The sequence below is a fragment of the Kitasatospora sp. MMS16-BH015 genome (assembly GCF_002943525.1).
Lineage (GTDB): Bacteria > Actinomycetota > Actinomycetes > Streptomycetales > Streptomycetaceae > Kitasatospora.
Window position 1 is genome coordinate 7263031 of the sequence record NZ_CP025394.1, and the last position, 24222, is coordinate 7287252.

The 24222-nt window shown below is 73.9% G+C and carries 27 protein-coding genes; 9 read left to right on the plus strand and 18 right to left on the minus strand.

The genetic code is table 11. The annotated features are described in order from the left end of the window. Positions 1–66 precede the first annotated feature (66 nt). The 6 genes from CFP65_RS31000 to CFP65_RS31025 all read right to left on the minus strand — a co-directional run bounded on the left by CFP65_RS31000 (position 67) and on the right by CFP65_RS31025 (position 4312). The gene (locus CFP65_RS31000) at positions 67–444 is read right to left on the minus strand and encodes a rhodanese-like domain-containing protein (RefSeq protein ID WP_104819288.1); all 378 of its coding nucleotides are present in this window, start codon (positions 442–444) and stop codon (positions 67–69) included. After that, positions 438–956, minus strand: coding sequence for a cysteine dioxygenase family protein (locus CFP65_RS31005; protein ID WP_104819289.1), 519 nt, complete (start codon positions 954–956; stop codon positions 438–440). Before CFP65_RS31005 ends, CFP65_RS31000 begins: the two co-directional genes overlap by 7 nt. Before the next feature lie 429 nt (positions 957–1385). Continuing rightward, positions 1386–1637, minus strand: coding sequence for a hypothetical protein (locus CFP65_RS31010; RefSeq protein WP_104819290.1), 252 nt, complete (start codon positions 1635–1637; stop codon positions 1386–1388). Then, entirely contained in the window at positions 1634–2032 is a 399-nt protein-coding gene (locus CFP65_RS31015; protein ID WP_174805582.1) for a hypothetical protein, read from the minus strand. The genes CFP65_RS31010 and CFP65_RS31015 overlap by 4 nt, the downstream gene beginning before the upstream one ends. Positions 2033–2138: 106 nt before the next feature. Continuing rightward, entirely contained in the window at positions 2139–3593 is a 1455-nt protein-coding gene (locus tag CFP65_RS31020) for a sensor histidine kinase KdpD (protein WP_104819291.1), read from the minus strand. Beyond that, positions 3590–4312, minus strand: coding sequence for a response regulator transcription factor (locus CFP65_RS31025; protein WP_104819292.1), 723 nt, complete (start codon positions 4310–4312; stop codon positions 3590–3592). The genes CFP65_RS31020 and CFP65_RS31025 overlap by 4 nt, the downstream gene beginning before the upstream one ends. A 253-nt stretch (positions 4313–4565) precedes the next feature. Here CFP65_RS31025 and CFP65_RS31030 point away from each other — a divergent pair, with 253 nt between their 5' ends. Beyond that, complete coding sequence (locus CFP65_RS31030) at positions 4566–4832, plus strand: GlsB/YeaQ/YmgE family stress response membrane protein (RefSeq protein WP_104819293.1); 267 nt, start codon at positions 4566–4568, stop codon at positions 4830–4832. 84 nt (positions 4833–4916) lie between these two features. Here CFP65_RS31030 and CFP65_RS31035 read toward each other — a convergent pair whose 3' ends face one another. The 6 genes from CFP65_RS31035 to CFP65_RS31060 all read right to left on the minus strand — a co-directional run bounded on the left by CFP65_RS31035 (position 4917) and on the right by CFP65_RS31060 (position 11345). Further along, entirely contained in the window at positions 4917–6839 is a 1923-nt protein-coding gene (locus CFP65_RS31035; RefSeq protein ID WP_174805668.1) for a putative Ig domain-containing protein, read from the minus strand. Positions 6840–7394: 555 nt separating this feature from the next. Continuing rightward, entirely contained in the window at positions 7395–8297 is a 903-nt protein-coding gene (locus CFP65_RS31040; protein ID WP_104819294.1) for a hypothetical protein, read from the minus strand. A 114-nt stretch (positions 8298–8411) separates the two neighbouring features. Next, positions 8412–8999: a TetR family transcriptional regulator gene (locus CFP65_RS31045; protein ID WP_104819295.1), complete on the minus strand. Its 588-nt coding sequence runs from the start codon at positions 8997–8999 to the stop codon at positions 8412–8414. Between the two features lie 236 nt (positions 9000–9235). Further along, positions 9236–10252: an aldo/keto reductase gene (locus tag CFP65_RS31050; RefSeq protein ID WP_104819296.1), complete on the minus strand. Its 1017-nt coding sequence runs from the start codon at positions 10250–10252 to the stop codon at positions 9236–9238. Positions 10253–10516: 264 nt separating this feature from the next. Further along, positions 10517–10957, minus strand: coding sequence for a (4Fe-4S)-binding protein (locus tag CFP65_RS31055; RefSeq protein ID WP_104819297.1), 441 nt, complete (start codon positions 10955–10957; stop codon positions 10517–10519). Between the two features lie 82 nt (positions 10958–11039). Continuing rightward, positions 11040–11345, minus strand: a complete 306-nt coding sequence (locus tag CFP65_RS31060) for a GNAT family N-acetyltransferase (RefSeq protein WP_104819298.1) — start codon at positions 11343–11345, stop codon at positions 11040–11042. A 611-nt stretch (positions 11346–11956) separates the two neighbouring features. On the opposite strand from CFP65_RS31060, the gene CFP65_RS31065 reads away from it, so the two are divergent. After that, a complete protein-coding gene (locus CFP65_RS31065; RefSeq protein WP_217368204.1) occupies positions 11957–13309 on the plus strand; it encodes a M20/M25/M40 family metallo-hydrolase in 1353 nt (450 codons plus the stop codon). Between the two features lie 102 nt (positions 13310–13411). On the opposite strand, the gene CFP65_RS31070 is transcribed toward CFP65_RS31065, so the two are convergent. Beyond that, positions 13412–14005, minus strand: coding sequence for a DUF4328 domain-containing protein (locus CFP65_RS31070; protein ID WP_158702445.1), 594 nt, complete (start codon positions 14003–14005; stop codon positions 13412–13414). Between the two features lie 94 nt (positions 14006–14099). Beyond that, positions 14100–14648: a phosphoribosyltransferase gene (locus CFP65_RS31075; RefSeq protein WP_104819300.1), complete on the minus strand. Its 549-nt coding sequence runs from the start codon at positions 14646–14648 to the stop codon at positions 14100–14102. A 489-nt stretch (positions 14649–15137) separates the two neighbouring features. Here CFP65_RS31075 and paaA point away from each other — a divergent pair, with 489 nt between their 5' ends. The 5 genes from paaA (at position 15138) to paaE (ending at position 18979) form a co-directional block, all read left to right on the plus strand. Then, complete coding sequence (paaA, locus tag CFP65_RS31080; protein ID WP_254553165.1) at positions 15138–16106, plus strand: 1,2-phenylacetyl-CoA epoxidase subunit PaaA; 969 nt, start codon at positions 15138–15140, stop codon at positions 16104–16106. Beyond that, positions 16103–16408 (plus strand): 1,2-phenylacetyl-CoA epoxidase subunit PaaB, encoded by a 306-nt coding sequence (gene paaB / locus CFP65_RS31085; protein WP_104819301.1) that lies wholly within the window; start codon positions 16103–16105, stop codon positions 16406–16408. Before paaA ends, paaB begins: the two co-directional genes overlap by 4 nt. A 37-nt stretch (positions 16409–16445) precedes the next feature. Then, the gene (paaC, locus tag CFP65_RS40295) at positions 16446–17327 is read left to right on the plus strand and encodes a 1,2-phenylacetyl-CoA epoxidase subunit PaaC (protein WP_104819302.1); all 882 of its coding nucleotides are present in this window, start codon (positions 16446–16448) and stop codon (positions 17325–17327) included. A 116-nt stretch (positions 17328–17443) separates the two neighbouring features. Next, on the plus strand, positions 17444–17905 hold the full coding sequence (gene paaD / locus CFP65_RS40300) for a 1,2-phenylacetyl-CoA epoxidase subunit PaaD (protein ID WP_254553167.1): 462 nt from the start codon (positions 17444–17446) through the stop codon (positions 17903–17905). Continuing rightward, positions 17906–18979, plus strand: a complete 1074-nt coding sequence (paaE, locus tag CFP65_RS31100) for a 1,2-phenylacetyl-CoA epoxidase subunit PaaE (RefSeq protein WP_104819303.1) — start codon at positions 17906–17908, stop codon at positions 18977–18979. Positions 18980–19003: 24 nt separating this feature from the next. On the opposite strand, the gene CFP65_RS31105 is transcribed toward paaE, so the two are convergent. Then, positions 19004–19717 carry a TetR/AcrR family transcriptional regulator C-terminal domain-containing protein gene (locus CFP65_RS31105; RefSeq protein ID WP_104821251.1) on the minus strand — a complete coding sequence of 238 codons (714 nt, stop codon included), beginning with the start codon at positions 19715–19717 and terminating at the stop codon, positions 19004–19006. Positions 19718–19902: 185 nt separating this feature from the next. Here CFP65_RS31105 and CFP65_RS31110 point away from each other — a divergent pair, with 185 nt between their 5' ends. Beyond that, on the plus strand, positions 19903–21498 hold the full coding sequence (locus CFP65_RS31110; protein WP_104819304.1) for a CocE/NonD family hydrolase: 1596 nt from the start codon (positions 19903–19905) through the stop codon (positions 21496–21498). A gap of 1 nt (position 21499) precedes the next feature. Here the strand turns inward: CFP65_RS31110 and CFP65_RS31115 are convergent, their stop codons facing one another. The 3 genes from CFP65_RS31115 to CFP65_RS41390 form a co-directional block, all read right to left on the minus strand. After that, a complete protein-coding gene (locus CFP65_RS31115; RefSeq protein WP_104819305.1) occupies positions 21500–22411 on the minus strand; it encodes a hypothetical protein in 912 nt (303 codons plus the stop codon). Continuing rightward, a complete protein-coding gene (locus CFP65_RS31120) occupies positions 22408–22701 on the minus strand; it encodes a hypothetical protein (protein ID WP_104819306.1) in 294 nt (97 codons plus the stop codon). Before CFP65_RS31120 ends, CFP65_RS31115 begins: the two co-directional genes overlap by 4 nt. A gap of 136 nt (positions 22702–22837) precedes the next feature. Continuing rightward, on the minus strand, positions 22838–23704 hold the full coding sequence (locus CFP65_RS41390; protein WP_254552656.1) for a GNAT family N-acetyltransferase: 867 nt from the start codon (positions 23702–23704) through the stop codon (positions 22838–22840). Positions 23705–23822: 118 nt separating this feature from the next. Between CFP65_RS41390 and CFP65_RS31130 the strand changes: the two genes are divergently transcribed. Further along, on the plus strand, positions 23823–24209 hold the full coding sequence (locus CFP65_RS31130) for a VOC family protein (RefSeq protein ID WP_104819307.1): 387 nt from the start codon (positions 23823–23825) through the stop codon (positions 24207–24209). Positions 24210–24222: the final 13 nt, after the last annotated feature.

Here is a 24222-nt window from a genome sequence, read left to right on the forward strand (position 1 = left end):
TGTCGCCTGCCCGGAGCCCGGGCGGGCGAAACCTTGAGCCACGTCACACCATCAGGTCGTACCCGGTCAGGCGGTGGGCAGTCCGGCTGCGGCCCAGGCCACGAAGCCGCCCGCCAGGTCGGTGGCCCGGGTCAGCCCGAGCTCGCGGAGCGAGGCCGCGGCCAGGCTGGAGGCGTACCCCTCGGAGCAGACCACGATCACTTCCAGCTCGTAGCCGGTGGCCTCCGGGATGCGGTGGCTGCCCACCGGGTCGAGCCGCCACTCCAGCACGTTCCGCTCGATCACCAGCGCCCCGGGGATCGACCCCTCCCGGGCCCGCTGCGCCTCCGGCCGGATGTCCACCAGCAGCGCACCCCGGCCGGCCGCCTCGTGCGCCTCGCGCGGCTCCGGCCGGTGCACCCCGGCCCTGGACCGCTCCACCAACTGCTCCACCGTCGTCACCACTGCTCAGGCCCTTCGGTCGCGGTGCGGACCAGCCCGGCGGCCCGCAGTTCGTAACGGGTCATCTCGTTCAGCGGCGGCGAGTACGCGTGCAGCGTGACGGCCGGGCCGGCGGAGGTGTTGCGGATGTCGTGCAGGTACTCCGGCCCGAAGGCCCGCGCGGTCCCCGAGCCCACCCGGCGGGTGGTGAGCGCCCCCTGGGCGCCGAACGAGTACTCCTCCAGCTCGCCGAGCGCCACCGTGAACGCCCCGCGCGAGCCGCCGTGGTCGTGGAAGCCGGTGGACTGCCCCGGCAGCCAGCTGATCAGCCAGACCTCGTGGTCCTCGGTCAGCACGACCCGTTCGTACCAGCGCTCGCCGGCCGAGAGTCGCACCCGGTGCAGCCACTCCGCGGGCCGCTCGGCCAGCTCGGTGACGATCCGGCGCAGCGCGGCGGGCGAGAGCGGGGCCGGCGCGGCGGTGGTGGCGGTCGGGGCGGCGGTGGCGCTCGGGGCGATGGCGAGTTCGACGGTCATGGGTCACCTCGGACAGGGGTGGGCGACGGATACGCGGGGGTGCCGGCTGCGCGGGGGTACGGCGGTATGGCGGTACGCGGGTACGGGGTGCGCGGCGGTGCGGGTCAGGCCCCGGAGCAGATCTCACGGGGTGGAGCGGGACGAACCGTCAGCAGGCACACATGTCGCTCGCCTGGCGTCGCAGATCGACGTGCAGGCGGCAGACCAGATGGGTGCCGGTGTCCATGCGCTGATCGTGACCGAGGCCGTCGGGCAGGTCAAGCACCGTCCGAGGTGTGGACCAGTGTGTCCACGGAGCAGGACGGCCCGCCCCGTGGGAGAAGGGGCGGGCCGTCCTGGTGAGGCGCAGCTGACGCTGTCGGTCACCGGCGCGGTCGGGTGCGCGGGCGGTCGGAGCGTCGGTGTGGGTGTCCGTCAGCTGGGCCGGGCTCAGTTGTTCTGGCCGGCGTCGGATTCGGCCTGGGCGGCGGCGCTCTCGGCGCCGTCCACCTTCTGCTGCATCTCCTGGAGCTGCTGGGAGTCGGCCTGCCCGGCGCCGGCCGAGGAGGTGCTCGCGGGCTGCTGCTCGGCCTGGCCGCCGCCCTGGTGGGTCGGGCCGCAGGCGGTGAGCAGCAGGCCGGTGCCGAGCAGCAGGGCGGCGAGGGCGGCCCCGGTGCTGCGGCGGGTGCGGTGGGTCCTCACTTGGCGGCCGCCGAGTAGCCCTGGGCGGAGCACCAGCCGGCCACCGACTTGAGGTCGGCCTGGCGGGTCTCCAGGGTGGGCACCAGGCTCTTGCGGAAGGTCAGCCGGTCGTTGAGGTAGGTGTAGACCTCGGTGTGGCCGGCGGCCTTGGCGTCGGCCACCCGCTGGGTGAGGCGGGCCACCGAGCCGGCCACGGTGGCGTCGCCGTTGAGCCGCTTGAGCGAGGCGTCCACCCGGGCCTCGGTCTTCGGCAGGCGCTTGCAGATGCCCTTGGCCCCGTCGCCGGTCGGCGCCTTGGCTGCGGGCGAGGCGGTGTCGGCCTGGGCGGGGGCGGTGGCGAGCAGCGCCCCGGCCAGGGTGAGGGCGGCGGTCACGGCGGCGGTGCGTCGGTTCACGGCGGTGTCTCCTTCGATCCCAACTCGGTTGGTCGGTCCAACGGAGCAGGACGGTAGACCCCGTTCTTGTGGATTCCTTGTGGGTCTCCGGGGGCGCGGTCGGGCCTCACAGCCAGCCGTGGACGGCGGGGAGTCGGAGGGTGGGGGCGTCGGCCCGGAGCAGCGGGAGGCGGAGCTCGAAGCGGGTGCCGGGGCCCTCGGCCGGGGTGGTGACGGTGACGGTGCCGCGGTGCAGGGCGGCCTGCTGGGCCACCAGGGTGAGGCCCAGGCCCGAGCCGGGGCTGCCGGGGCGGTGGTGGAAGCGGTGGAAGACGGCCTCGCGCTCGGCGGGCGGGATGCCGGGGCCCCGGTCCTCCACGGTGAGCAGGGCCCGGGCGGTGCCGTCCCGGCCGGTGCCGGCCTGGAGGCGGACGCGGATCCGGGCCGGTTCGCCGGGCTGGTGGCCGTGCACCACGGCGTTGGTCAGCAGATTGGCCACCAGGATCCGCAGGCCCGCCTCCCAGCCGAACACCCGCACCTCGCCGGGCAGTTCGGCGTGCAGCTCGGCCTCCGGGTGGCTGCGCCGGGCGGCGGTGACGGCGGAGTCGACCAACTCGGCCAGCTCCACCGGTCCGAAGGCGGAGACCTCCACCAACTCGCCCTGGGCGAGCATCCGCAGAGCGGTGAGCAGCTCCAGCATCCGGGCGTGGTCGCGCTGCAGGTCGGCCAGGATCTCGGCCCGCTCGGCGGCCGGCAGATCGGGGTGGGCGGCCAGCACGTCCAGATCGGTGCGCATGCTCATCAGCGGGGTGCGCAGCTCGTGCGAGGCGGTCGCGGAGAAGGAGCGGGCGGTGTCCAGCGCCTGGCTGGTACGGGCCGCCTGCTCCTCGTACCGGGTGAGCAACCCGGCGATGGAGCCGGAGAGTTCGTCCACCTCGGCGATGTTGACCGGGGTGGCGGTGAAGGCGGCCGGCCCGGCGCCCGGGTCGAGCTCGGCGGCCCGGCGGCTGAGCCGCCGCACCGAGGCGGTGGCCCGCCCGGCCAGCCCGTACGCGAGCAGGCCGGAGACCGGTGCGGCGACCAGCGCCACGAACAGCACCCGGCCGCGGACGGCCGACAGCTGCGGGTCGGTGGCGGTGGCGGGGACGAACAGCCGCAGGGTGCCCGGCGCCGCGCCGTTCACCGGCACCGACTCCGCGAGCATGCGCCAACTGTGGCCCTTGGCACGGACGGTGACCGGACCGCCCGGGGTGTCGGCGGCGAGCTGCAGGGAGTCCGGCGGCTGCGGACCGGCCGTGAGCAGCACCGTGCCGTCGGCGCTGGTCACCCGGATGCCCGCGTCCAGCGCGTCGTCCAGCACCTTGCGGTGCTGGTTCTGCTCCACCTTCTGCCGGTCGTCGCGCTCGGCGATCAGCAGGGCCCGGATGTCGGGCAGCACGGCGGCGGCGCGGCTCTGGAGGCGGGTGTCCTGCTGGTGGTGCAGGTCGCGGTTGACCAGGCCGAGCACGGTCAGGCCGGCGGCCAGCACCAGGAGCGGCACGACCACGGTCACCGAGAGCGCGATCCGGGTGGCGAGTCTCATGGCCGGCCTCCGTTCGCGGGCTCCGGCAGGCGGAGCACGAAGCCCACGCCCCGGACGGTGTGGATCAGCCGGGGGTGGCCGCCCGCCTCCAGCTTGCGGCGCAGGTAGCTGACGAAGGTGTCCACGGCGTCGGTGCGCACGTCGAAGTCGTAGCCCCAGACCCGGTCCAGCAGCTGGTCGCGGGTGAGCACGATCCCGGCGTTCCGCACCAGCTGCTCCAGCAGCTCGAACTCGCGTCTCGTGAGCCGGAGTTCGACGCCCTCGCGGCGGGCCTGCCGGGTGGCCGGATCGATCTCCAGCGGTCCGGCCCGGAGCACCCCCGAGGGGGCCTGGGCCGGACGGCGGCGGAGCAGGGCGTGCAGCCGGAGCACCAGCTCCTCCAGTGCGAAGGGCTTGACCAGGTAGTCGTCGGCCCCCGCCTGGAGCCCGGCCACCCGGTCGGTCACCTCGTCGAGGGCGGAGAGCATCAGCACCGGGGTCTCGTCGCCCCGGGCGCGCAGCGTGCGGCAGACCTCGGTGCCGGTCAGCCCGGGCATCGTCACGTCCAGCACCACCACGTCCGGCGCGGCCGGCCCGGTCAGCGCGGCGAGGGCGGCCGGGCCGTCGGCCGCCAGCTGCACGGCGAATCCGCTGAGGCGCAGCCCGCGCTCCAGCGAGCGGCGGATGGCCGCGTCGTCGTCGGCCACCAGCACCCGCCCGGCGTTCGGTGGGCTCGTCATCCCGCTCTCCTCGCTGCTCCCGCGCTCCACTGCGGGGGCCGACCCTCTCATGCCCATCTTCCGCCCCCGGCCCCGGGGGCGCCGGAGCTCCGTCCCGGGGCGCCGGAACCCACAGGAGCCGGTACCCGCTGCTTGTCGGAACCGGCGAGGGAAGGATCGCGTCTTGCTGGGTACAAGCCGGAAGGGGCCGCCACAGCAGGCTCCGGGACGGGCGCACGCGACGGGGCGGCGCGGCGATGGCAGGAGAGACGTCATGGGTATTGTCAGTTGGATCATCCTCGGCCTGATCGCCGGGGCGATCGCGAAGATCCTGCTGCCGGGGCGCGACCCGGGCGGCTTCGTGGTGACCACGCTGATCGGTATCGCGGGGTCGTTCGTCGGCGGCTGGCTCTCCAGCACCTTCCTGCACCACTCGGTGGCCAAGCACTTCTGGGACCCGGCCACCTGGGGCTCGGCCATCGTCGGTGCCTTCGTGCTGCTCGTGCTCTACCGGATCTTCTTCGGCAACTCCCGCAACTGAACGGTCGGTTGACGAGGAGTTCTTCTGACGTACGACTGAGGGGCCGCGACGTCCGTCGCGGCCCCTCAGTCGTTCACTGCGTGGTCAGGACACGTTGAGCGCGGTGTCGTCGATCACGAAGCTGGTCTGGAGCGAGGAGTCCTCGACCCCGGTGAACTTGACGGTCACGGTCTGCCCGGCGAGCGAGGACAGGTCGTAGGTCCGCAGGGTGTAGCCGTTGGCCGCGTTGACGTTGGTGAAGGTGGCCAGGGTGGTGGAGTTGGCTGCCACGGTCAGCTTGTCGTAGGCCGTGGTGCCGGTCTCCGCGGTGTCGATGTGGAGGTAGAAGCTCAGGCTGGCGTGGCAGCCGGCCGGGATCTTCACGCTCTGGCTGATCGAGTCGGTGTGCGAGGTGCCGTAGCCGTCCAGCCAGGCCTTCCAGCTGCCGGAGTGGGCGGCCTCGCTGCTGCTGCTGTCGATGACGCCGGCGGTGGCCGTCCAGGGCGAGGCGCTGCCGGTCTCGAAGCCGGGGTTGCCGAGCAGTTGGGCGCCGGTGCAGCCGCCGCCGGCGCCGATGACGGTCCAGGTGAAGGAGGCCGAGCCGGAGGCGCCGGTGGTGTCGGAGGCGGTCACGGTGACGCTGAAGGTGCCGGCGGTGGAGGCGGTGCCGGTGATCAGGCCGGTGGCGGAGTTGATCGACAGGCCGGTGGGCAGACCGCTCGCGCCGTAGCTGAGGGTCTGGCCGGCGGCCGAGTCGCTCGCGCTGATCTGGAGGCTGGCCGAACCGCCCTGCGCCGTCGACTGGTTGCCGGGGCTGGTGACGGTCACCGTGTTGCCGCCGGTGGTGCCACCGGTGAAGGCGGCGGTGCCGTTCGGGGTGCCGAGGCCGGTCGGGCCGTCGTAGCCGGTGCCCGCCGTGCAGAGGTAGGTCGGGGAGCAGGAGCCGTTGGAGCCGCTGGTCACGTCGAACAGCGAGGAGGTGTGGGCGTACGGGAAGGAGGCCGGGCTGCTGCCCGCGGCCGGGGCGCCGGCCAGGGCGTAGACGCCGGCGATGATCGGGGAGGAGGCGGAGGTGCCGCCGTACACGGCCCAGCCGGAGCCGCCGTAGGTCTGGTAGACCGCGAGCCCGGTGGCCGGGTCGGCCACGGCGGAGACGTCGGCGACGGTGCGGTTGGTGCAGCCGGTGTCCTTCTGCCAGCTCGGCTTGGCGTCGTACGTGGAGCAGCCGGAGCCCGCGCCGTTGCCGCCGGCGCTGGAGCCCCAGACCGACTCGGACCAGCCGCGGCTGTTGGAGGCCCGGCTCAGGCTGGTGCCGCCGACGGCCGTCACGTACTTGGAGGCGGCCGGGTACTCGACGCCGTAGCCGGAGTCGCCGGAGGAGACGGTGATCGCCACGCCCGGGTGGTTGAAGTACGAGCTGTCGGAGGTGGGGTCGGTGGAGTCCTCCGAACCGCCGTAGCTGTTGGAGACGTACTTCGCCCCGAGCGAGACGGCGGTGTTGACCGCTGCGCCGAGGTTGTCCATGGTCGCGCTGTCGGCCTCGACCAGCAGGATGTGGCAGGCCGGGCAGACGGCGCTCACCATGTCGACGTCCAGCGAGATCTCACCGGCCCAGCCGGTGTCCCCGGCGGGGTAGCTGGTGCCGCCGCGCTGGTCCACCTTCTTGAAGCAGCCGTTCGCCGTGGTGCAGGCGGGCAGGCCGTAGGTGGACCGGTAGGTCGCCAGGTCGGATTCGGCGTTCGGGTCGTCGTTGGAGTCGACGATCGCCACGGTCTGGCCGGAGCCGCCGGCGGGCAGCTTGTACGCGCCGGTCAGATCGCTCGGGCCGTAGCCGGAGGGGGTGGCGTTCGGGGCCAGCGAGTGCTGCGGGGCGAGGTCGGTGCGGGCCAGCGCCAGACAGGCCATCTGGCCGGGGTGCGTGGGCGCCGCGCAGACCCGCTTGGTGGTCACGGGGTGGCCGGCCGCGGGGCCGGTGGCGGGGGTAGGGGCGGCGAAGGCCGTGGTGGCCATCAGCCCGGTGGCCGCCATCGCCAGGGCGGGCAGCGTCGCGAGGGTGCGGCGCAGACGGGTGGAGCGACGCGGCGTCGGTGCGCCGGGGGCAGGGGTGCGGGTGCGCAAGGGTCAACCTCCGTGGGGGTGTTGGGGGCTGTCGCTCGGGTGCACGGGCTCTCGCCGGCGGGGGGTTCGGGTCAGGGGTGCCGGTGGTGCGGCCTGCTGGGGCCGGTGCGGTGGCCAGGGGTGCGGCCCATCGGTACGGCTTTCGGCAGGACTGGCTGGTACGGCTGTTGGTACGGCTCTCGGTAACAGCCGTTGGTACAGCCGTCGGTACGGCTGTTGTTACAGCTGTCGGTACAGCCGTCGGTACGGATATCGGTGTGGGCATGACAGAACCGCCCGCAGGACCGTCCGCTGCTGGGGCGGCCGGGGTGCGGGCATGACGCTACTGGCGGGTTCGGGCGGGCGACAAGGGTGTCCTCGGTAGGCTTTGCCAGCCCTTGCCCGTCCAACTCCATTGACTTGACTGTGAGTTGTGGCTGGTGCGGCTGCTGTGGCGCGGGGGGTGCGGACGACCCGGCGGCCCGGTCAGGTGCGGCGCCGCTGCCACCAACGCCGGGGTGTGGCAGGGGTGGTGGCCGCTGCCGCCTTCCCAGCTGGTTCGGTACCGGCTGGTTCGGTCTTCACTGCTTCGATGCCCACTGCTTCGATGCCTGCTGCTTGGGCTGCCCCGCTGTGCGCTTCGGCTGCGAGAGCTTCGGCGACGGCGGTGCGGATGCGGTCGAAGGTGGCGATCTCGGCCGGGCCCTCGCCGGGCAGTACGAGGCCGACGCAGATCAGTTGGAACCGGCCGCCGCCGAGCGGGCGTGCGATGAACACCGGCGCTCCGGCGCAGCCCTCGGGCAGTGGGGCGCTCCAGCGGACTACGCCGTCCGAGGTCCGGGCGACCGCGCCGACCAGGACGGCCTGCAGTCGCTCGTCCCGTCCCCTGCCCACCCCGCCGGGGTGGTCGACCTCGCCGACGTCATGGCCCAGGACGTAGGCGGATATCGGCTCGGGCCCGATGGCGGCGATGTCCTCCGCCGTGGCCGCGAGGCCGTCGGTGATCTCGTCGGTGGTCCACCGCCAGCCCTTGCGCTCGGCGTGGGCGTCGAGGACGGCGGTCGGCAGCACCGCCACCCCGAGCCCGTCGAAGCGGGTCCAACCGGCGGCGAACTCGGTCATCAGGAGCAGCTCGGCGCTCATCGCCGGCTCGCAGAGCGCGGTGCGCAGCGTCCACTGGGCGAGGTCGTACCTCGTGAGCGCCTCGGCGGTCACCAGGTACTGCCGGACGATGTCCTCGTCCGGGGTGCTCTCGACGAGGTGGTTGTACCAGAACGCCGTCCCGCGGTGCCGGTCCGTGTGCGCCTGCTGGAAGGGCAGGGTCGCGCGGGCGGCGCTGGCGAGGACGGCGTTCACGACGTCGTTCTGGGGTGCGGAGTTCTCGGACACGGGACGGGACCCTACCGAGGAGGTGCTCGGCGGTCACGAGCTTTTCGGCCGCCCCGCTGGCGCCCGCTGGTGCGTGGTGGTGTCGCGCGCGATGCGGGCCGGCCTGGGCGGGGGTCAGTGCGTGCGCAGGCCGGTGAGCAGCAGGGACCAGACGGCCTCGAAGTCGGCCTCGGCGGTGGGGGAGGACCACTCGGAGGAGTGCACCGGGTCGTGGAAGTGCGCCGTCGCCTGGAAGACGGCCCGGGCGGTGGTCCGGGCGTGGGTGGGGCGGAACTCGCCCTGGTGGATGCCGGCCTGGATGATCTCGGCGATCTGGTCGATCAGGGTCTCGATGTGCTGCTCGACGGTGCTGCTCAGTTCGTCCACCAGGGTCAGGTAGGTGGCGAACAGCTCGGGATCCTCGAGCGCCTTGCGCCGCTTGGCGGCGAACAGCGTGGCCAGCCAGCGGTGCAGGCGCTCGACGGCGGGGCCCCGGTCGGCGGTGATGTCGTTCAGCTGGTGGTGGGCCTGGTCCAGCCACCGCTGGGTGACGGCCGCGCGCAGGGCGGCCTTGCTGGGGAAGTGGCGGTACACGCTGCCGTGGCTCACGCCGAGGGTGCGCGCGATGTCTACGACGGTGGCCTTGGCGGGGCCGAACCGCCGCAGGACGTCCTCGGCCGCGCCGAGGATCTGCTCGGGGGTGAGGCTGCTCTCCGTGGTCACGGTGCGGTACGTCCTTAGGTGCGGCGGCTCGGTGGGACCGGGGCTGGTGCCGGGGTTGCCGGGCCTGGGGCGGTGCGGGCGGACGGTCACCTCGGGTGCCGGTGGCCGCCGACGGCGTCGGCGGTCCGACGTTGCCGGTGGTCACCGGGCTGCGCCGGGGGGCCGACGTGGCCGGTGGCCGCCGACGGTGCGGGTGGCGGCGGTCGCCGGCCGGCGGGTGGGGGTGCCCGCTGGGGTTACGCGCCGTGCTCGCTGTCGAGGTGGGCCATCTGAGCAGCAGCGTAGCGGTCTCCGGCGGCCGCTCCGGCCGGGACGGCCTGCTCGATCGCGGCCAGGTCGGCCGGGGTGAGGGTCACCTCGAGCGCGCCGAGCGCCTCGGCCAGACGGTCGCGGCGGCGGGCACCGACCAGCGGCACGATGTCCTCACCGCGCGAGGCCACCCAGGCGATGGCCACCTGGGCCACGCTCACGCCCTTCGCCTCGGCGATGGCGCGGAGCGCCTCGACCAGGCTCAGGTTGTGGGTGAGGTTGTCGCCCTGGAAGCGCGGGCTGAAGCCGCGGAAGTCGGTGGCGGCCATCTCGCGGTCGTTGGACCAGTGGCCGCTCAGCAGGCCGCGGGAGAGCACGCCGTACGCGGTGATGCCGATGCCCAGCTCGCGGGCGGCGGGCAGCACGGCGGCCTCCAGGGTGCGCGAGATCAACGAGTACTCGATCTGGAGGTCGCTGATCGGGTGCACGGCGGCGGCGCGGCGCAGCGTGTCGGCGCCGACCTCGGAGAGCCCGATGTGCCGCACGTAACCGGCCTTGACCAGGTCGGCGATGGCGCCGACGGTCTCCTCGATCGGGACGTTCGGGTCGAGGCGGGCCGGGCGGTACACGTCGATGTAGTCGGTGCGCAGGCGGCGCAGGGTGTAGGCGAGGGCCGACTTGGTGGCGGCGGGGCTGGCGTCGTAGCCGAGCCAGGAGTTGTCCGGGCCGCGCTGGGCGCCGAACTTGACGCTGATCTGGACGGACTCGCGGTCGCGGCCGCGCAGTGCCTCGTGGATCAGCAGCTCGTTGTGGCCCATGCCGTAGAAGTCGCCGGTGTCGAGCAGGGTGACGCCCGCGTCTAGGGCGGCGTGGATGGTGGCGATGCTCTCGGTCTCGTCGGCGGGGCCGTAGAGGTCTGACATGCCCATGCAGCCTAGGCCGAGGGCGGAGGTGGGGAGGCCGTTGCGGCCGAGGGTGGTGCGGGCGGGGCGGGTGCTGCTCATGGCGGGGTGCTCCTGGGGAGGGTGCGGCGGTGCGATGGCGACTTCGCGTCGACGGATGTGTGCCGACGGGTGTGCATCGACGGACGTGTGTTGACAGAGGGGTGTCGACAGGGACGCGTCGACAGAGTCGCACTGACAGGTATTGACTATGGCATGTCGGATGACAGATTTCAATATCTGTCATCCCATACCCGTCAGTCGTCACCTGCTACCCGTCGCCTGTCGCCCGTCACCCGTTACGTGCCATCTGCCCTCTGCCATCTGTCACCCGCAGGTGCCGCTCCGGTCGCAGTACGGCGGCTCCGCCGTGGCCCCGCAGCCGCAGAGCATCGCCCGGTTCGTCTCCCGCGCCGCCTCCCCGACCCCGATCCGCAGCTCACCCCGCACCAGAAGCCGCCCGTCGGGCTCCGCCACCACGCTCGTCGGCCGCTCCGGCTCCTCGCCCCGCCCGTCCGAGAAGCGGTAGGTCAACGCCCCGGTCGGACACCGCCGCACCACCTCCGCCACCCGCTCCGGGTCCGCCGCCCCCGGGGTGATCCACGGCCGCCGCCCGGTGTCGAACACCTCCGGCAACCCCCGCACGCACTCCGCCGCGTGCCGGCAGACCGCCGAGTCGAAGCTGACCGCCACCCCGACCCCGCCGTCCTCGGCCGCCCCCGACTCGTACGTCTTCACCGTCGTCTTCACCGTCGACTTCTCGCTCATCTGCGTCGCTCCTCCTCCTGCGCCTGTCCTGATCGCCGACCCCTCCCGCCCCGGGAGGGCGGTCGGGGGATCGGTCGGGGGATCAGTCGGTCACCTGGCTGCGGTTCTCGTACGCGAGGTCCGCGTACTCGGGGTGGCGGATCATCCAGGCCTTGATGAACGGGCAGGTGGCCAGGACGGGAAGGCCGCGCCGACGGGCGTCGTCGAGGGCGGTGCGGGCGAGGGCGGCGCCGATGCCCTGGCCCTCGTAGGCACGTTCGACGATGGTGTGCGGGTAGACGACCAGGGCGGCGCTGCGGATGTACTCGGCGAAACCGGCGAGTTCGCCGTCGGCGCTGCGGGCCTCGAAGCGGTTCTGCGCCGGCACGTCCGCGATGGTGACCGTCATGTCGATCTCCGAATCTCTCGTCGGGCGTCCGTCAGGTGACCCGAGCAGGTCGTACCCGGTCGGACCGGGGCGAATCGGGATGGATCGCCGCCCGGGCTCATCATCGGGGGAGGGGGCTCCGCGGCCGGTCCGCGCCACGCCAGCCGGGCCGCCCGGTTGAGGGTGTGTCACCTGAGGGAGGCAGTTCGGCGGGGTATTGCCGGTTCATGGTGCCGATGCTGGGACGCGGGTTCATGGTGGGAGGAAGCGCACCCTCAGCCGGGCCGCCGCCACGGACGATGCCCGGGTGGACAGCCGACCCGGCTGTTCGCCAAGGCGACGTAGTATCGGGCCACCTCGCAGGGGAACGAACGAATCTTCTAGGCTCGCCTCGGCTTCCCTGCACCCGTGCCCCCCAGCATCGACGCACCGAGGCCACCGTCCCGGAGCCCCCGGGACGAAGCCGGGGTCACCGGACCGAGCGAGGAGGACGCAGTGTTTCTCAGCCCGAGGTACCCCAGCCCGGGGATTCCCGGTACGAGGTCGTACGGCAGTGCAGGGTCGGCCGGAGTACCCGCCCCCGAAACCCGGGGAGGTGCGCGTTGAGCTCTCATACAGCGGGTTCCCGTCCGGTGGAGTCCCATCCGGCTGCTGCCGAAGCCGCGGACCAGCAGCCCGCACCCCGATCGGCCCCCGGTGCGGCCGGTGCGGCCGGTGCGGCCGGTGGGGAGCAGGGCAGTGCGGAACGGGGCGGTGCGGAGCAGGGCGGTGGGCCGGCCCCCGAGGCCAAGGCGACGGTGGCGCCCGAGACCGCCGCGCTGCCGGGTGTCCCGGCCGCGATGACCAGCCGGGCGCGGGCGTTGGCGGCGGCCGTGCGGAGCCGGTGCACCGATCTGGTGGCGCTGGAGTCGCCCACCGGGGACGTCGAACGGTTGAACGCGCTGGCCGAGGAGCTGTCGGCCGGGTTCCGGGCCACCGGGGCCACCGCTCGGCGGGAGCCCGGTCCGGCCGGTGACCACCTGGTGCTGGAGTGGGCCGGGCAGGAGGAGCACCTGCCGCACCTGCTGATGGTCGGCCACCACGACACCGTCTGGCCCGCCGGCACGCTGACCGACTGGCCGGTGGAGGAGCAGGCCGGGCTGCTGAGCGGGCCCGGGGTGCTCGATATGAAGGCGGGGCTGGCCCTGCTGGAGGGCGCGATGGCGCTGCTCGCCGATCTCGGGCAGCGGCCGCACCGCTCGGTGCGCCTGGTGGTCGTCGCGGACGAGGAGGTCGGCAGCCCGGACGGCCGTCGGCTGGTCGAGCGCCAACTCCCGGGCGCCGCAGCGGTGATCGGCCTGGAGCCGCCGCACCCCGACGGCCGGGTGAAGACCGCCCGCCGGGGCAGCACCCGGGTCAGGCTGACCGTCACCGGACGCGAGGCGCACTCCGGCAACGCGGCCGGTCAGGGCATCTCCGCCGTGGACGAGCTGGTCGACCAGCTGGTCGCCGTCCGGGGCCTGGCCGGGGTGCCCGGCACCGAGCTGAACGCCGGCTGCATCACCGGTGGCAGCCGGGCGAACGTGGTCGCAGGCCGTGCGGAGGCGGAGCTGGGGCTGCGGTTCGCGACCGCCGAGGCGCAACGCCGCACCCTCGACAACCTCGCGCACCTGACCGCGCTGCGGCCGGGGGCGCGGGTGCGGACCGAGGTGCTCTCCAGCCGTCCCGCCTGGCCCGAGCGTTCGGGCAACCCGCTGCTGCGGCACGTCCGTTCGCTCGCGGCGGTGCTCGGTCAGCAGCTGGACGGTGCCCCGGCCGGCGGCGCGGGTGACACCAACCTGGCCGGCGCCCGCGGCCTCCCCACCCTCGACGGCCTCGGCGCCGTCGGCTCCGGCGCCCACGCCCGCACCGAGCACATCGACACCACCCAGCTGGCCCCGCGGATCGCCCTGCTGGCCACCCTGCTCGCCGTCCCGCTGCCGCGCCTGCGCGGCACCGGCAGCTGAGCGCAGTACGGACGGCTGAGGGCACGACCGGCAGCTGAGTGCAAGCACCGGCCCGCCCGCGGGGAGCGCCCCTGCGGGCGGGCCGCGGTCATGACCGCACGCTCACCGCGCCGTGAGGCGGGTGCGCTGCGCCGTGGTGAGCCGCTGGATCACCAGGACGGCCAGGACTGCCGCGAGGCCGTTGGCAAGGGAGAAGGGCAGGGCGTTGGGGTTGCCGAGCGGGTCGAGCAGCACGTAGACCCCGAACGCGAACTGCTTGCCGATCCAGGCCAGCCACCAGGCGTTGACCAGCTGCGCCCCGCCGGGCCAGTCGGTCGCCCGGCGGATGTCCTGGACGACCCGGTACGGCCGCCACCACATGATCACCGGTATCAGCCAGACCCAGACCGCCTGGCCGACGCCGTACTTGTGCGTTCCCGGCGCGAAGGTCTCGGCGTTGACGCGGCAGCACTGCACCCAGCAGAGGAAGAGCACCGCCGCGCCCAGGAACACCGGCAGCGTGACCAGGGTGAGCGGCCGGACCAGCCCCGAGCCGGTCCAGGAGGCCACGCCCAAGGCGATCTGCAGCGCCGCCTGTAGGGCCACCCCGATCTGGGCGGCGACGGCCAGCGGCCGGGGGTCGTCCAGCCTCCCCTGGCGGGCGGCGGCGCGCAGCAGCGGCGAGAGCCGGGCTTCGCGGGCGGGTACGGACTCCACCGGACGGTTCCTCCTCGGATGGGGCTCGCGGCGCTGGGCGCCGCAGAAGATCGTCCGGATTGTAGAGATCGTGTGAACAGATGTCCATGGGAGTTCAGATGGTGGCCGGTGCGGCCTCCCAAGCGGGGAGGTCTGCCATGGTGACCAGGCCGTGCACGTTCAGCGCCCGGCGGTGTGCTTCGTCCGTCTGGTCGACGATCACGCTGCTGCCGGCCCAGTTGCTGCCGCCGGCCTCGACGAGGGAGCGGACGGCGGTGGCCTGGCTGCCGGTCTCGATCCAGTCGTCGACCAGGAGGACGCGGTCGGCCGGAGTGAGGGCGGCGCGCTGGAGCCGGAGCTCGTGGCGCAGGCCCCGGTAGTCGGGCGCGGCGCGGTGGGTGAGCTTCTCGCCGGGGAAGAGGCCACCCGGCTTGCGGACGGGGACGAAGCCGACGCCGAGCTGGATCGCGGTGGCAGCGCCGAGCAGGAAGCCCCGGGATTCGACACCGCAGACGGCGGTGACCCCGAGGCCCGCGAAGGGTGCGGCCAGGCCGGCCACCACAGCGGCCAAGGCGGTCGGGTCGCGGAAGATTCGCCAGACGTCGGCGTGGCCGTCGATCCAGCGGAAGTGTTCGAGGACGAGGGTGCGGGCGTCACGGGGCACGGCTACGAGTCTTCTCGGCGCCGGGTCGCGGGGCAACGCGATTTCGGGGTGCTGCCCGCTGGGGCAGAGCCGCGACGGGGCCGCGACGGTGGCCGCGGGCCGAGGTGGGCGAATCCGGTGGGCGGGGCCGAGTGGTCCCGCAGCCGACCCGACGGGCAGCTGCCGGTCACCGGCGGTGCCCCCGAGCGGGTCTCCTGCGACCGGGGCGCCAGGTACGCGGCGGTGGCCGACGCCGGCCGCCCGGTGGTCTGGCTGGACGCCACCGCCGGGCAGGTGGGACCTGGTGGCCCGGGACGAGCCGACCGGTCGCCGCTGGGTGGCGACCGGCCACTGCTGAGCCGCGACCTGCCGTGCCCCGGGCGGGGCCCCTTGTCATCGGGGCCCCGCTCTGCACACAATGGACCCGACCGAACGGTCAGTCGGGAGGCGGGTGTGGTGGAGACAGTGGCGGCGGCGGAGTCGACGGAGTTCGATCCCGAGTCCTATTTCGTGAGCGTCGTCGAGGCCGAGCAGCGCATCGAGCCGCGCGACTGGATGCCCGACGCCTACCGGGCGACCCTCGTGCGCCAGATCGCCCAGCACGCGCACTCCGAGATCATCGGCATGCAGCCCGAGGGCAACTGGCTCACCCGGGCCCCCTCGCTGCGCCGCAAGGCGATCCTGCTGGCCAAGGCCCAGGACGAGGCCGGCCACGGCCTCTACCTGTACGCCGCCGCCGAGACGCTGGGCGTCGACCGGGCCGAGCTCACCGAGAAGCTGATCTCCGGCCGGCAGAAGTACTCCTCGATCTTCAACTACCCCACGCTGACCTTCGCCGACGTGGGCGTGATCGGCTGGCTGGTGGACGGCGCGGCGATCTGCAACCAGGTGCCGCTCTGCCGGTGCAGCTACGGGCCGTACGCCCGCGCCATGGTGCGGATCTGCAAGGAGGAGTCCTTCCACCAGCGCCAGGGCTACGAGCTGCTGATGACGCTGATGCGCGGCACCGAGGCCCAGCGCCGGATGGTGCAGGACGCGGTGGACCGCTGGTGGTGGCCCTCGCTGATGATGTTCGGCCCCTCCGACGAGCACTCGCCGAACACCGCGCAGTCGATGGCCTGGCGGATCAAGCGCCACACCAACGACGAGCTGCGCCAGCGCTTCGTCGACATGACGGTGCCGCAGGCCGAGCACCTGGGCGTCACTCTCCCCGACCCGGCGCTGAGCTGGAACGAGGAGCGCGGCAGCTGGGACTTCGGCGAGCCCGACTGGTCGGAGCTCCAGCAGGTGATCAAGGGTCAGGGCCCGTGCAACGCCCAGCGGATCGACCGCCGCAAGGCCGCCCACGAGGAGGGCGCGTGGGTCCGCGAAGCGGCCCTCGCCTACGCGGCCAAGCACAGCGGGCAGCACGGCTACGACCGGCAGCGGGCGCACGACCGGCAGCACGCGCACGACCAGCAGCAGGGGAGCGACCAGTGAACGAGACCGAGCAGACCCGCAAGGCCGACTGGCCGCTGTACGAGGTGTTCGTCCGCCCCCGGCGCGGGCTGAACCACGTGCACGTCGGCTCGCTGCACGCCGCCGACGACCGGATGGCGCTGCTCGCCGCGCGCGACCTCTACACCCGCCGCAACGAGGGCGTCAGCCTCTGGGTGGTGCCCTCCGCCGCGATCACCGCCTCGGCCCCCGACGAGCGCGACGCGTTCTTCGAGCCCAGCGGCGACAAGGTCTACCGGCACCCGACCTTCTACGACATCCCCGAGAGCGTCCCGCACATCTGACCACCCTCCCGCCGCCACTCCGCTTTTGGGGAACCGCATGTCCGACGATCACGTGTACCTGACCCTCGCCGAGGCCGGCCACGGCCCCGAGGGCGAGGACCGCTGGGCCTACGGCACCGGCTTCGCCGACCCGCTGCTCGGCGTGGACACCGCCGTGCCCGCCGGGCTCGACGGCGCCGACCTCGCCGCGTACTGCCAGATGCTCGGCGACGACGCCCTGGTGCTCTCCCAGCGCCTGATCGAGTGGTGCACCCGGGCCCCCGAGCTGGAGGAGGAGGTCGCGCTCAGCAACATCGGCCTCGACCTGCTCGGCCAGGCCCGCCAGCTGCTCACCCGGGCCGGTCAGGCCGACGGCAGCGGGCGTGGCGAGGACGAGTTCGCGTACTGGCGCGAGGAGCACGACTTCCGCAATGTCCGCCTGGTCGAGACCCCGAACGGGGACTTCGCGTACTCGATCGCCCGGCTGCTGCTCTTCGGCACGGCCCGGCACGCGCTGTACGAGCGACTGGCCGGCTTCGCCGACCCGGTGGTGGCGGCCGTGGCCGCGCGCGGGGTCAAGGAGCTGGCCTACCACCGCGAGTACGCCACCGCCTGGCTGCTGCGGCTCGGCGACGGCACGGCGTACTCCTCGGCGCGGATGCAGGCCGGTCTGGTGGCGGTCTGGCCGCTGCTGGAGGAGCTGTTCACCGCGCACGCCGTGGAGCTGCGGCTGGGCGTCGACCCGGGCGAGCTGCGCGAGCCGGTGCTGCGCGAGCTGGCCGCCGTGATCGGCGAGGCCGGGTTGACCGTCCCCGAGCTGCCGGGCCTGGCCCGGATCGGCGGCCGGGCCGGCCGGGACGGCGTGCACACCGAGCACCTGGGCCCGCTGCTGGCCGAGTTCCAGGTGGTGGCCCGCGCCCACCCGGGGGCGACGTGGTGACCGCCGTCCGTGACGCGTCCGCCCTGGTCGGCTCGCCCGCCCTGGCTGGCTCACCCGCCCCGGTCGGCGGGGCCGCCGGGGCGGTCCGGGCAGCGGCCTGGGAGGTCGCGGCCGCCGTGCCCGACCCCGAGCTGCCGATGCTGACCCTGGCCGAGCTGGGCGTGCTGGCGGAGGTGGCCGAGGAGGAGGGACTGGTCACCGCCTGGCTGACCCCGACCTACTCCGGCTGCCCCGCGATCGCCGAGATGGCCGCCGACGTGGACCGCCGGCTGCGCGCCGCCGGCTACCCGGACGTGCGGGTGCGGCTGCGGCTCGATCCGCCGTGGAGCACCGACCTGATCAGCGCGGAGGGCCGCCGCAAGCTGGCCGAGGCGGGCATCGCGCCCCCGCACCCGGGCGGCGCCCGCCCGGCGGGCCCGACCCGGCTCTCGCTCGGCCCCACCCGGCACGCGGTCGACTGCCCGCAGTGCGGCAGCCAGGACACCGAGGAGCTCTCCCGGTTCGGCTCCACCGCCTGCAAGGCGCTCTGGCGCTGCCGCGCCTGCCGGGAACCCTTCGAACGGATCAAGGAGATCTGAGTGAGCGCCACCGCCGTCCGCCGGCCGACCTTCCACGCGCTGCCGATCGCGGGCATCGAGCCGCTCTGCGAGGACGCCGTGGCCGTCACCTTCGAGGTGCCGCCCGCGCTCGCGGCCGAGTTCGCCTTCCGCCCCGGCCAGACGCTGACCCTGCGCAAGGTGGTCGACGGAGTCGACGAACGGCGCTCGTACTCGATCTGCTCGGCGGTCGGCGAGCCGCTGCGGATCGGCGTCCGCGAGGTGCCGGGCGGGCTCTTCTCGCGCTGGCTGGTCCGGGACGCCCGGGTCGGCGAGACGGTCGAAGTCCTGCCCCCCACCGGCCTGTTCAGCCCGCCGCTGGGCGACGGCGCCGAGCACGTGCTGGTCGCGGCCGGCTCCGGCATCACCCCGATGCTCTCCATCGCCGGCTCGGTGCTGGCCGCCGACCGCAGCTCCAAGGTCACCCTGGTCTACGGCAACCGCCGCAGCGACACCGTGATGTTCGCCGACGAGCTGGCCGACCTCAAGGACCGCTTCCTCGGCCGCTTCCAGCTGCTGCACGTGCTCTCCCGGGAGACCAGGGACGCCGAGCTGCTCTCCGGCCGGCTCGACCCCGAGCGGGTCCGCGCGCTGCTAGGCGCGCTGGTGGACGTGACCGCCGTCGACCACTGGTGGCTCTGCGGCCCGTACGGCATGGTGCTCGGCACCAAGGAGCTGCTGGCCGAGCTCGGCGTGCCCGGCGAGCGGGTGCACCAGGAGCTGTTCCACGCCGAGGACGAGCCGGTCGCCGAGCGCGCCGAGCAGCCGCTCAGCGGCGAGCTCAGCGAGGTCACCGTGGTGCTGGACGGCCGCTCGGCCACCCTCCCGCTCCCGCGCGACCGCTCGATCCTGGACGGCGCCCAGCGCGCCCGCCCCGACCTGCCGTTCGCCTGCAAGGGCGGCGTCTGCGGCACCTGCCGCGCGCTGGTCACCTGTGGCGAGGTGGAGATGCGGCGCAACTTCGCCCTGGAGGAGAAGGAACTGGCCGCCGGCTACGTCCTCACCTGCCAGGCCCGCCCGGTGACGGACCAGGTCACGGTCGACTTCGACCGGTAGGCGGATGGACCGGTGGGCCGGGGCTCAGTCGGCCGCCGACATCAGGCCGGTGACCATTCGGTCGAGCAGGCGGTCGAAGGTCTCCTCCGGTGAGGCGGGCGCCGGGTGCGCGGCCGATTCGGCCGCCGCCCGGGCGAACAGCGGGTACCGGCCGCCCGCGAGCACGCCGGTGAGGTAGCGCGCGTGGGCCGCGGCCACTTCGTCCGCCGTCCGGCCGCCGGCCTCGGTCGCCCGCTCCTGGGCCAGCTCGTACGAGGTGTAGCTGGCCACGAAGCCGGTCAGCAGCGAGAAGGCCTCCAGCTTCGCCCTGCCGTCCAGCCCGGTCGGCTCCAGCGCGGCCAGCACGTGCTCGGTGACCGCCAGCGCGTTGGGGCCGATGGTCTGGCGCGCGGGCAGCGCCACCGGCAGCCAGGGGTGACGGCGCATCAGCGCGCGCTGCACCCGGGCCAGCGCCTTGAGGTCGGCCCGCCAGTCGCCGCTGGCCTCCGGCAGTGGCAGGTGGTCGCCGCTGACCGTGTCGATCATCAGCTCCACCAGCGTCTCCTTGTTGGGCACGTAGGTGTAGAGCGACATCACCCCCGCCCCGATCCGCTGCGCCACCGCCCGCATGGTGACGGCCGCCAGCCCCTCGCTGTCGGCGATCGCCACAGCCGCGGCGGCCACCTCCGCCCTGCTGTGCGCCGGGGGCCGCCCCAGCCTCGGCCGCTCGGGGGGCGACCAGAGCTGCTCGGGATCCACACCGGCCGGACGGTCGGCCGCGCCTGTACGAACCACTTCCACTCCCATCGAGGTGCTGCCGTCCATCCAACCATCCGCTATTCTCGTACAACATACGAGAAGTAAGCGGGACTGAGAATCGAGGCATCGTGTCGACTGCGACCCTTCCCCGATCCGTGCAACGGCCGCCCCTGGGGTTGCGGTTGATGCGCAGCACGCTGCGCGGTCTGCCGGCCCCGCGCCACGCGGTCGGTTTCGAACCGGACCTGGCGGTGCCGGCCGCCGACGGCAGCCTGCTGGTGACCGACCGTTACTTCCCGATCGGCGCCGGAGAGTTCCCGGCCGTGCTGATCCGCTCCCCGTACGGGCGCGGCTTCCCATGGGCCTCGATGTACGGCCTGCCGCTGGCCGAGCAGGGCTTCCACGTGGTGATCCAGAGCTGCCGGGGCACCGGCGGCTCCGAGGGCGAGTTCCACCTCTGGCGGCACGAGACCGTCGACGGCCGGGCCACCGTCGAGTGGCTGCGCGAACAGTCATGGTTCACCGGGGTGTTGGGCATGGTCGGCCCGAGCTACCTGTCCTACGTGCAGTGGGCGCTGGCGCTCGACCCGCCGCCGGAGCTGCGCGCGATGGTGACCCAGGTGCCGCTGCACGATCCGCACGGCTTCTATCACTCGGGCGGGGCCTTCCACCTCGAGGCCGCCCTGATCGGGGCCGTCGGCATGCTGCACCAGGCCAAGGGCTTCGGCGCCTTCCTCCGCGGCAGCGCCCGGCTCCAGCGCCACTTCAAGCGGGCCGCCCGCACACTGCCGCTCGCCGACTCCTACCTCCCCGCCCTCGGCGGCCGGGTGCCCTTCCTGGACGGCGCCCTGGCTCACCCCGAGGCCGACGACCCGTACTGGGTCGGCGCCGATCTCGGTGCGGCGGCCGACAGTGCCCGCGTCCCGGTCGCGCTGGTCTCCGGCTGGTACGACGTGACCCTGGACCAGACCCTGGCGCAGTACCACCGGTTGCGGCGCGCGGGTGTGCAGACCTCGCTGCTGCTCGGCCCCTGGACGCACAACTCCGCACTCCAGCAAGGCTGGCCGGAGGTCTTCCGGGAGACGCTGGCCTGGCTGCGGGCCCATCTCTGTGAGGACGGTGCCGGGCTGCGCGCCGATCCTGTCCGGGCCTGGATGGGCGGCAGTGAGGAGTGGTGCGAGCTGGCCGAGTGGCCGGAGGGCGCTCGCGATACGGGTGGCGCGCGGTGGTTTCCGGGGCCGGACGGCAGCCTCGGCGCCTCGCCCGAGACGGGTGCGGTCTCCTTCCGCTACGACCCGGCCGACCCCACACCCTCCGTCGGCGGCCAGCTGCTCTCGCCCAGGGGTGGCCGACGCGACAACGCCGAGCTGGAGGCCCGGCCGGACGTGCTGGTCTTCACCTCCGAGCCGCTCGGCTCCCCGCTCACCGTGCTTGGGTCGGTCGCGGCCGAAGTCTCGGTCAGTACAAGGGGGTTGAGCGCCGACCTGTTCGTCCGGCTCTGTGACGTGGACCCCAAGGGCCGCTCCACCAACGTCTGCGACGGCCTGCTACGGCTGTCACCGGACGGCCGGGAGCCGGCCTCGGTCACCGTCCCGATGAGCGCGGTGGCGCACTGCTTCGGCCTCGGGCACCGGCTCCGCCTCCAGATCAGCGGCGGCGCGCACCCCCGGTACGCCCGCAACACCGGCACCGGCGAGCCGGAGGCTTCCGTCGTCCGGGCCGTACCGGTGGAGGTGACGGTGCACCTGCCGTCCGCGTTGGTGCTGCCGGTGACGGGTTGATTCACTCGGTCGGTGTGCGCACCCGCCTTAGCAGGGGAAGGAGTTCGAGCGGCGTGCCCGGGTAGCGGATGGCCGCGAGGTCGGCGTAGACGGTCAGGCGGCCGTCGGTGATCCGGGCCAACAGCTCGGCGTAGGGGTCGCCTTGGGCCTCGGTCAGCTGCTGCACCAGCCGGTTGTACCGGATCAGGGCGGACCGGCGGGCGCTCGCGTAGGGCTCGGCCCCGGCCAACAGGGTGTTGCCGGAGGCATGTTGCGGCCCGGCGTGCTGTTCGGCGGGGGTCGAGAGCAGGTCGTCGGCCAGGTAGGCCGCCTCCACCGCCAGATCGGTGAGCCGCCCGGCGGGCGTGCCCGGGTCGGCCGGAGGCAGGCCGCGCAGCAGGCGCCAGCACTCGACGTACGGGTAGGTGCCGATGGTGGCCATCCGGCGCAGGTGCAGGTGTTCGGGCGAGGCGGGTGGGGCGGTGGGGTCGGTGGCCGCCTCGGCGGCGATGGCGGAGCAGAGTTCGGCGAGGAGGGCGCACAGCCGCCCGGTGGGTAGCCCGCGATCGGTGAAGTCAGCGAGCAGGGAGTGGAGTTGGGCCGCTCCCTCGCCGTCGGCGGAGGTGGCGGGGGTGATCGGCCCGCGGAGCAGTTCGGCAAGGGTGCGGGCCTGCTCGGCGGGGGAGTCCTCGACCAAGAGGAACAGCATGGCGTACCGGCCGGCTGTCAGCAGTTCAGCCGGGGTGGCCCTTGCTGGTGCGCACGGCTCGGTGAAGGCGGCAGCGTAGACCGACTCCCTGGCGTGCCAGGCTGCGCCCCGGCGGCAGGTGCAGATGCCGAGTGCCTCATCGAGCAACTGTCGTGCGAGCGAACGGCGTCGGGGGTCGGCGAGGGTGCTCTCGTACGGGGCGAGCAGGTCGGTGGTGACGGTCATCGGCCGCGCTCCTGCTCGGGCACCTGGGGTGGTTCGGGGTGCCGGGCGCGCAGGGCGAAGAGGGTGGTCGGATGCGGGGAGCCGAAGTGGAGCGGGGCGCGGCCGGTGCGGCAGTAGGTGCGGGCGGGCCGGGAGCCGTCCGGGAGTTGGGCCTCGATGGGCAGCCGTCGGCGCTCCGGCAGTTCCCGGCTGAGGGAGGCGAGTGCGCGGTGGACGGCCGCCCCGGTGGCGGTCTCGACGGTCTCGGCGGTGCGGCAGGGTGGAGCTATGGGCAGCTCGGCGGTGGGCATCCGGCCCCCTCTGGTTCGGCTACGGAGCAAGGCTAGGGCGGGGCCCGTCGGCCGGGGTAGGGGGAGCGGAGGCACAGCGCCGAGCAGGGGCGCGGCCCGCCGACCGCACGCCGGGCTGCCGTGGTGTGGCGCGGCCTCAGGCGGTGGTGATCGCGGCTGCGGCGACGGCGCGATGGCGCATGCCCAGGCTCCGGTAGAGCTGCCGGGCGGTGTGGTTCTCGCCGCCCACCATCAGGGCCGCCGTGCCGTGCCCGGCCAGGGCCTCGCCGAGCAGGAAGGAGCAGATCGCCCGCCCCAGCCCCCGCCCGCGCGCCGCCGGGTCGACGGCCACGCCGGAGATCAGCCCGACCGTCGGCGCGGACCAGGCGAGGGCCGCCACCGCGAGGAGCCGCCCGTCCTCGCCCCGCACCCCGGCCCACCGTTCGACCCCCTCGGCGCCCGGCTTCGCGTGTGAGCTGGGGAAGGCGTGCGCCATGAGCACGGCGACCTCGGGCAGCGCGGCCGCCCCGAGCCACCCGGGCCCGGGGCGGCCCAGGTCGGTGGCCCCGGGGTGCCAGGATGCGGCGGGCTGACCGGGCATGGCGGGCTGACCGGATGTGGTGGCCTTATCGGGCGTGGCGGGCCGACCGGGAATCGTGGCCGGCCCGCTCGCCGCAGGCTGCTCGGGATTCGCCTGACAGTCCATCCAGCCGAAGGCGCCCACCGCTGCCAGCTCGGGGATCCCGTCCACCAGGGCCTCGATCAGGGCCCGGTCGCCCAACGGGCGGAAGGTCGGCCCGACTTCGGCCAGCACGGCGCGGACCAAGGGCACGGCGGCCTCGGGCGGGCCGCTGACCGCGAGGCGGTCGCGGCGGGAGAGGGCCGGGCGGGCGACGGCGACGGCGCGGCCGTCGGGGCTGTGCCAGGCCCGGCCGCGGCCGTCCGGGGCCTGGGCGACCCAGCGGCAGAGGGTGTCCTCGCCGTACCGGGCCAGCAGCTCCGCGTGGTCGGCGATCTCCCTCATGACGCCCCCTCGGCCGCCTTGACTTCCGGTCTTCGCAGAAGAATACGGTAGTCAGTATGAATATGCGCAATTGTGCGGCGGGTGGCGGTCGACCGGGCGATCGGCCAGGGTGGGGCCCATGGTCTCAGTGGTGCAGAACGTGGCGATCGACTGTGCGGATGCCTACGGGCTGGCCCGGTTCTGGAGCGAGGTGACCGGTCGGCCGCTGCACCCGGAGGACGCGCCGGGCGATTCGGAAGTCCAGGTGCTGCTCGCCGAGGGGCCGGTGCTCCACTTCAACCAGGTGCCCGAGCCCAAGACCGTCAAGAACCGTCTCCACCTCTGCCTCCGCCCCGAGACCTCCCGCGACGAGGAGGTGGCCCGCCTGCTGGCCCTCGGCGCCACCCTGGTCGCCGACCGCCGCAACCCCGACGGCACCGGCTGGGTCGTCCTGGCGGACCCTGAGCTCAACGAGTTCTGTGTCCTGCGCAGCGCGGCGGAGCGGGCTGCCGCTCCGCCCTCCTGACTCGGCGCCCTCA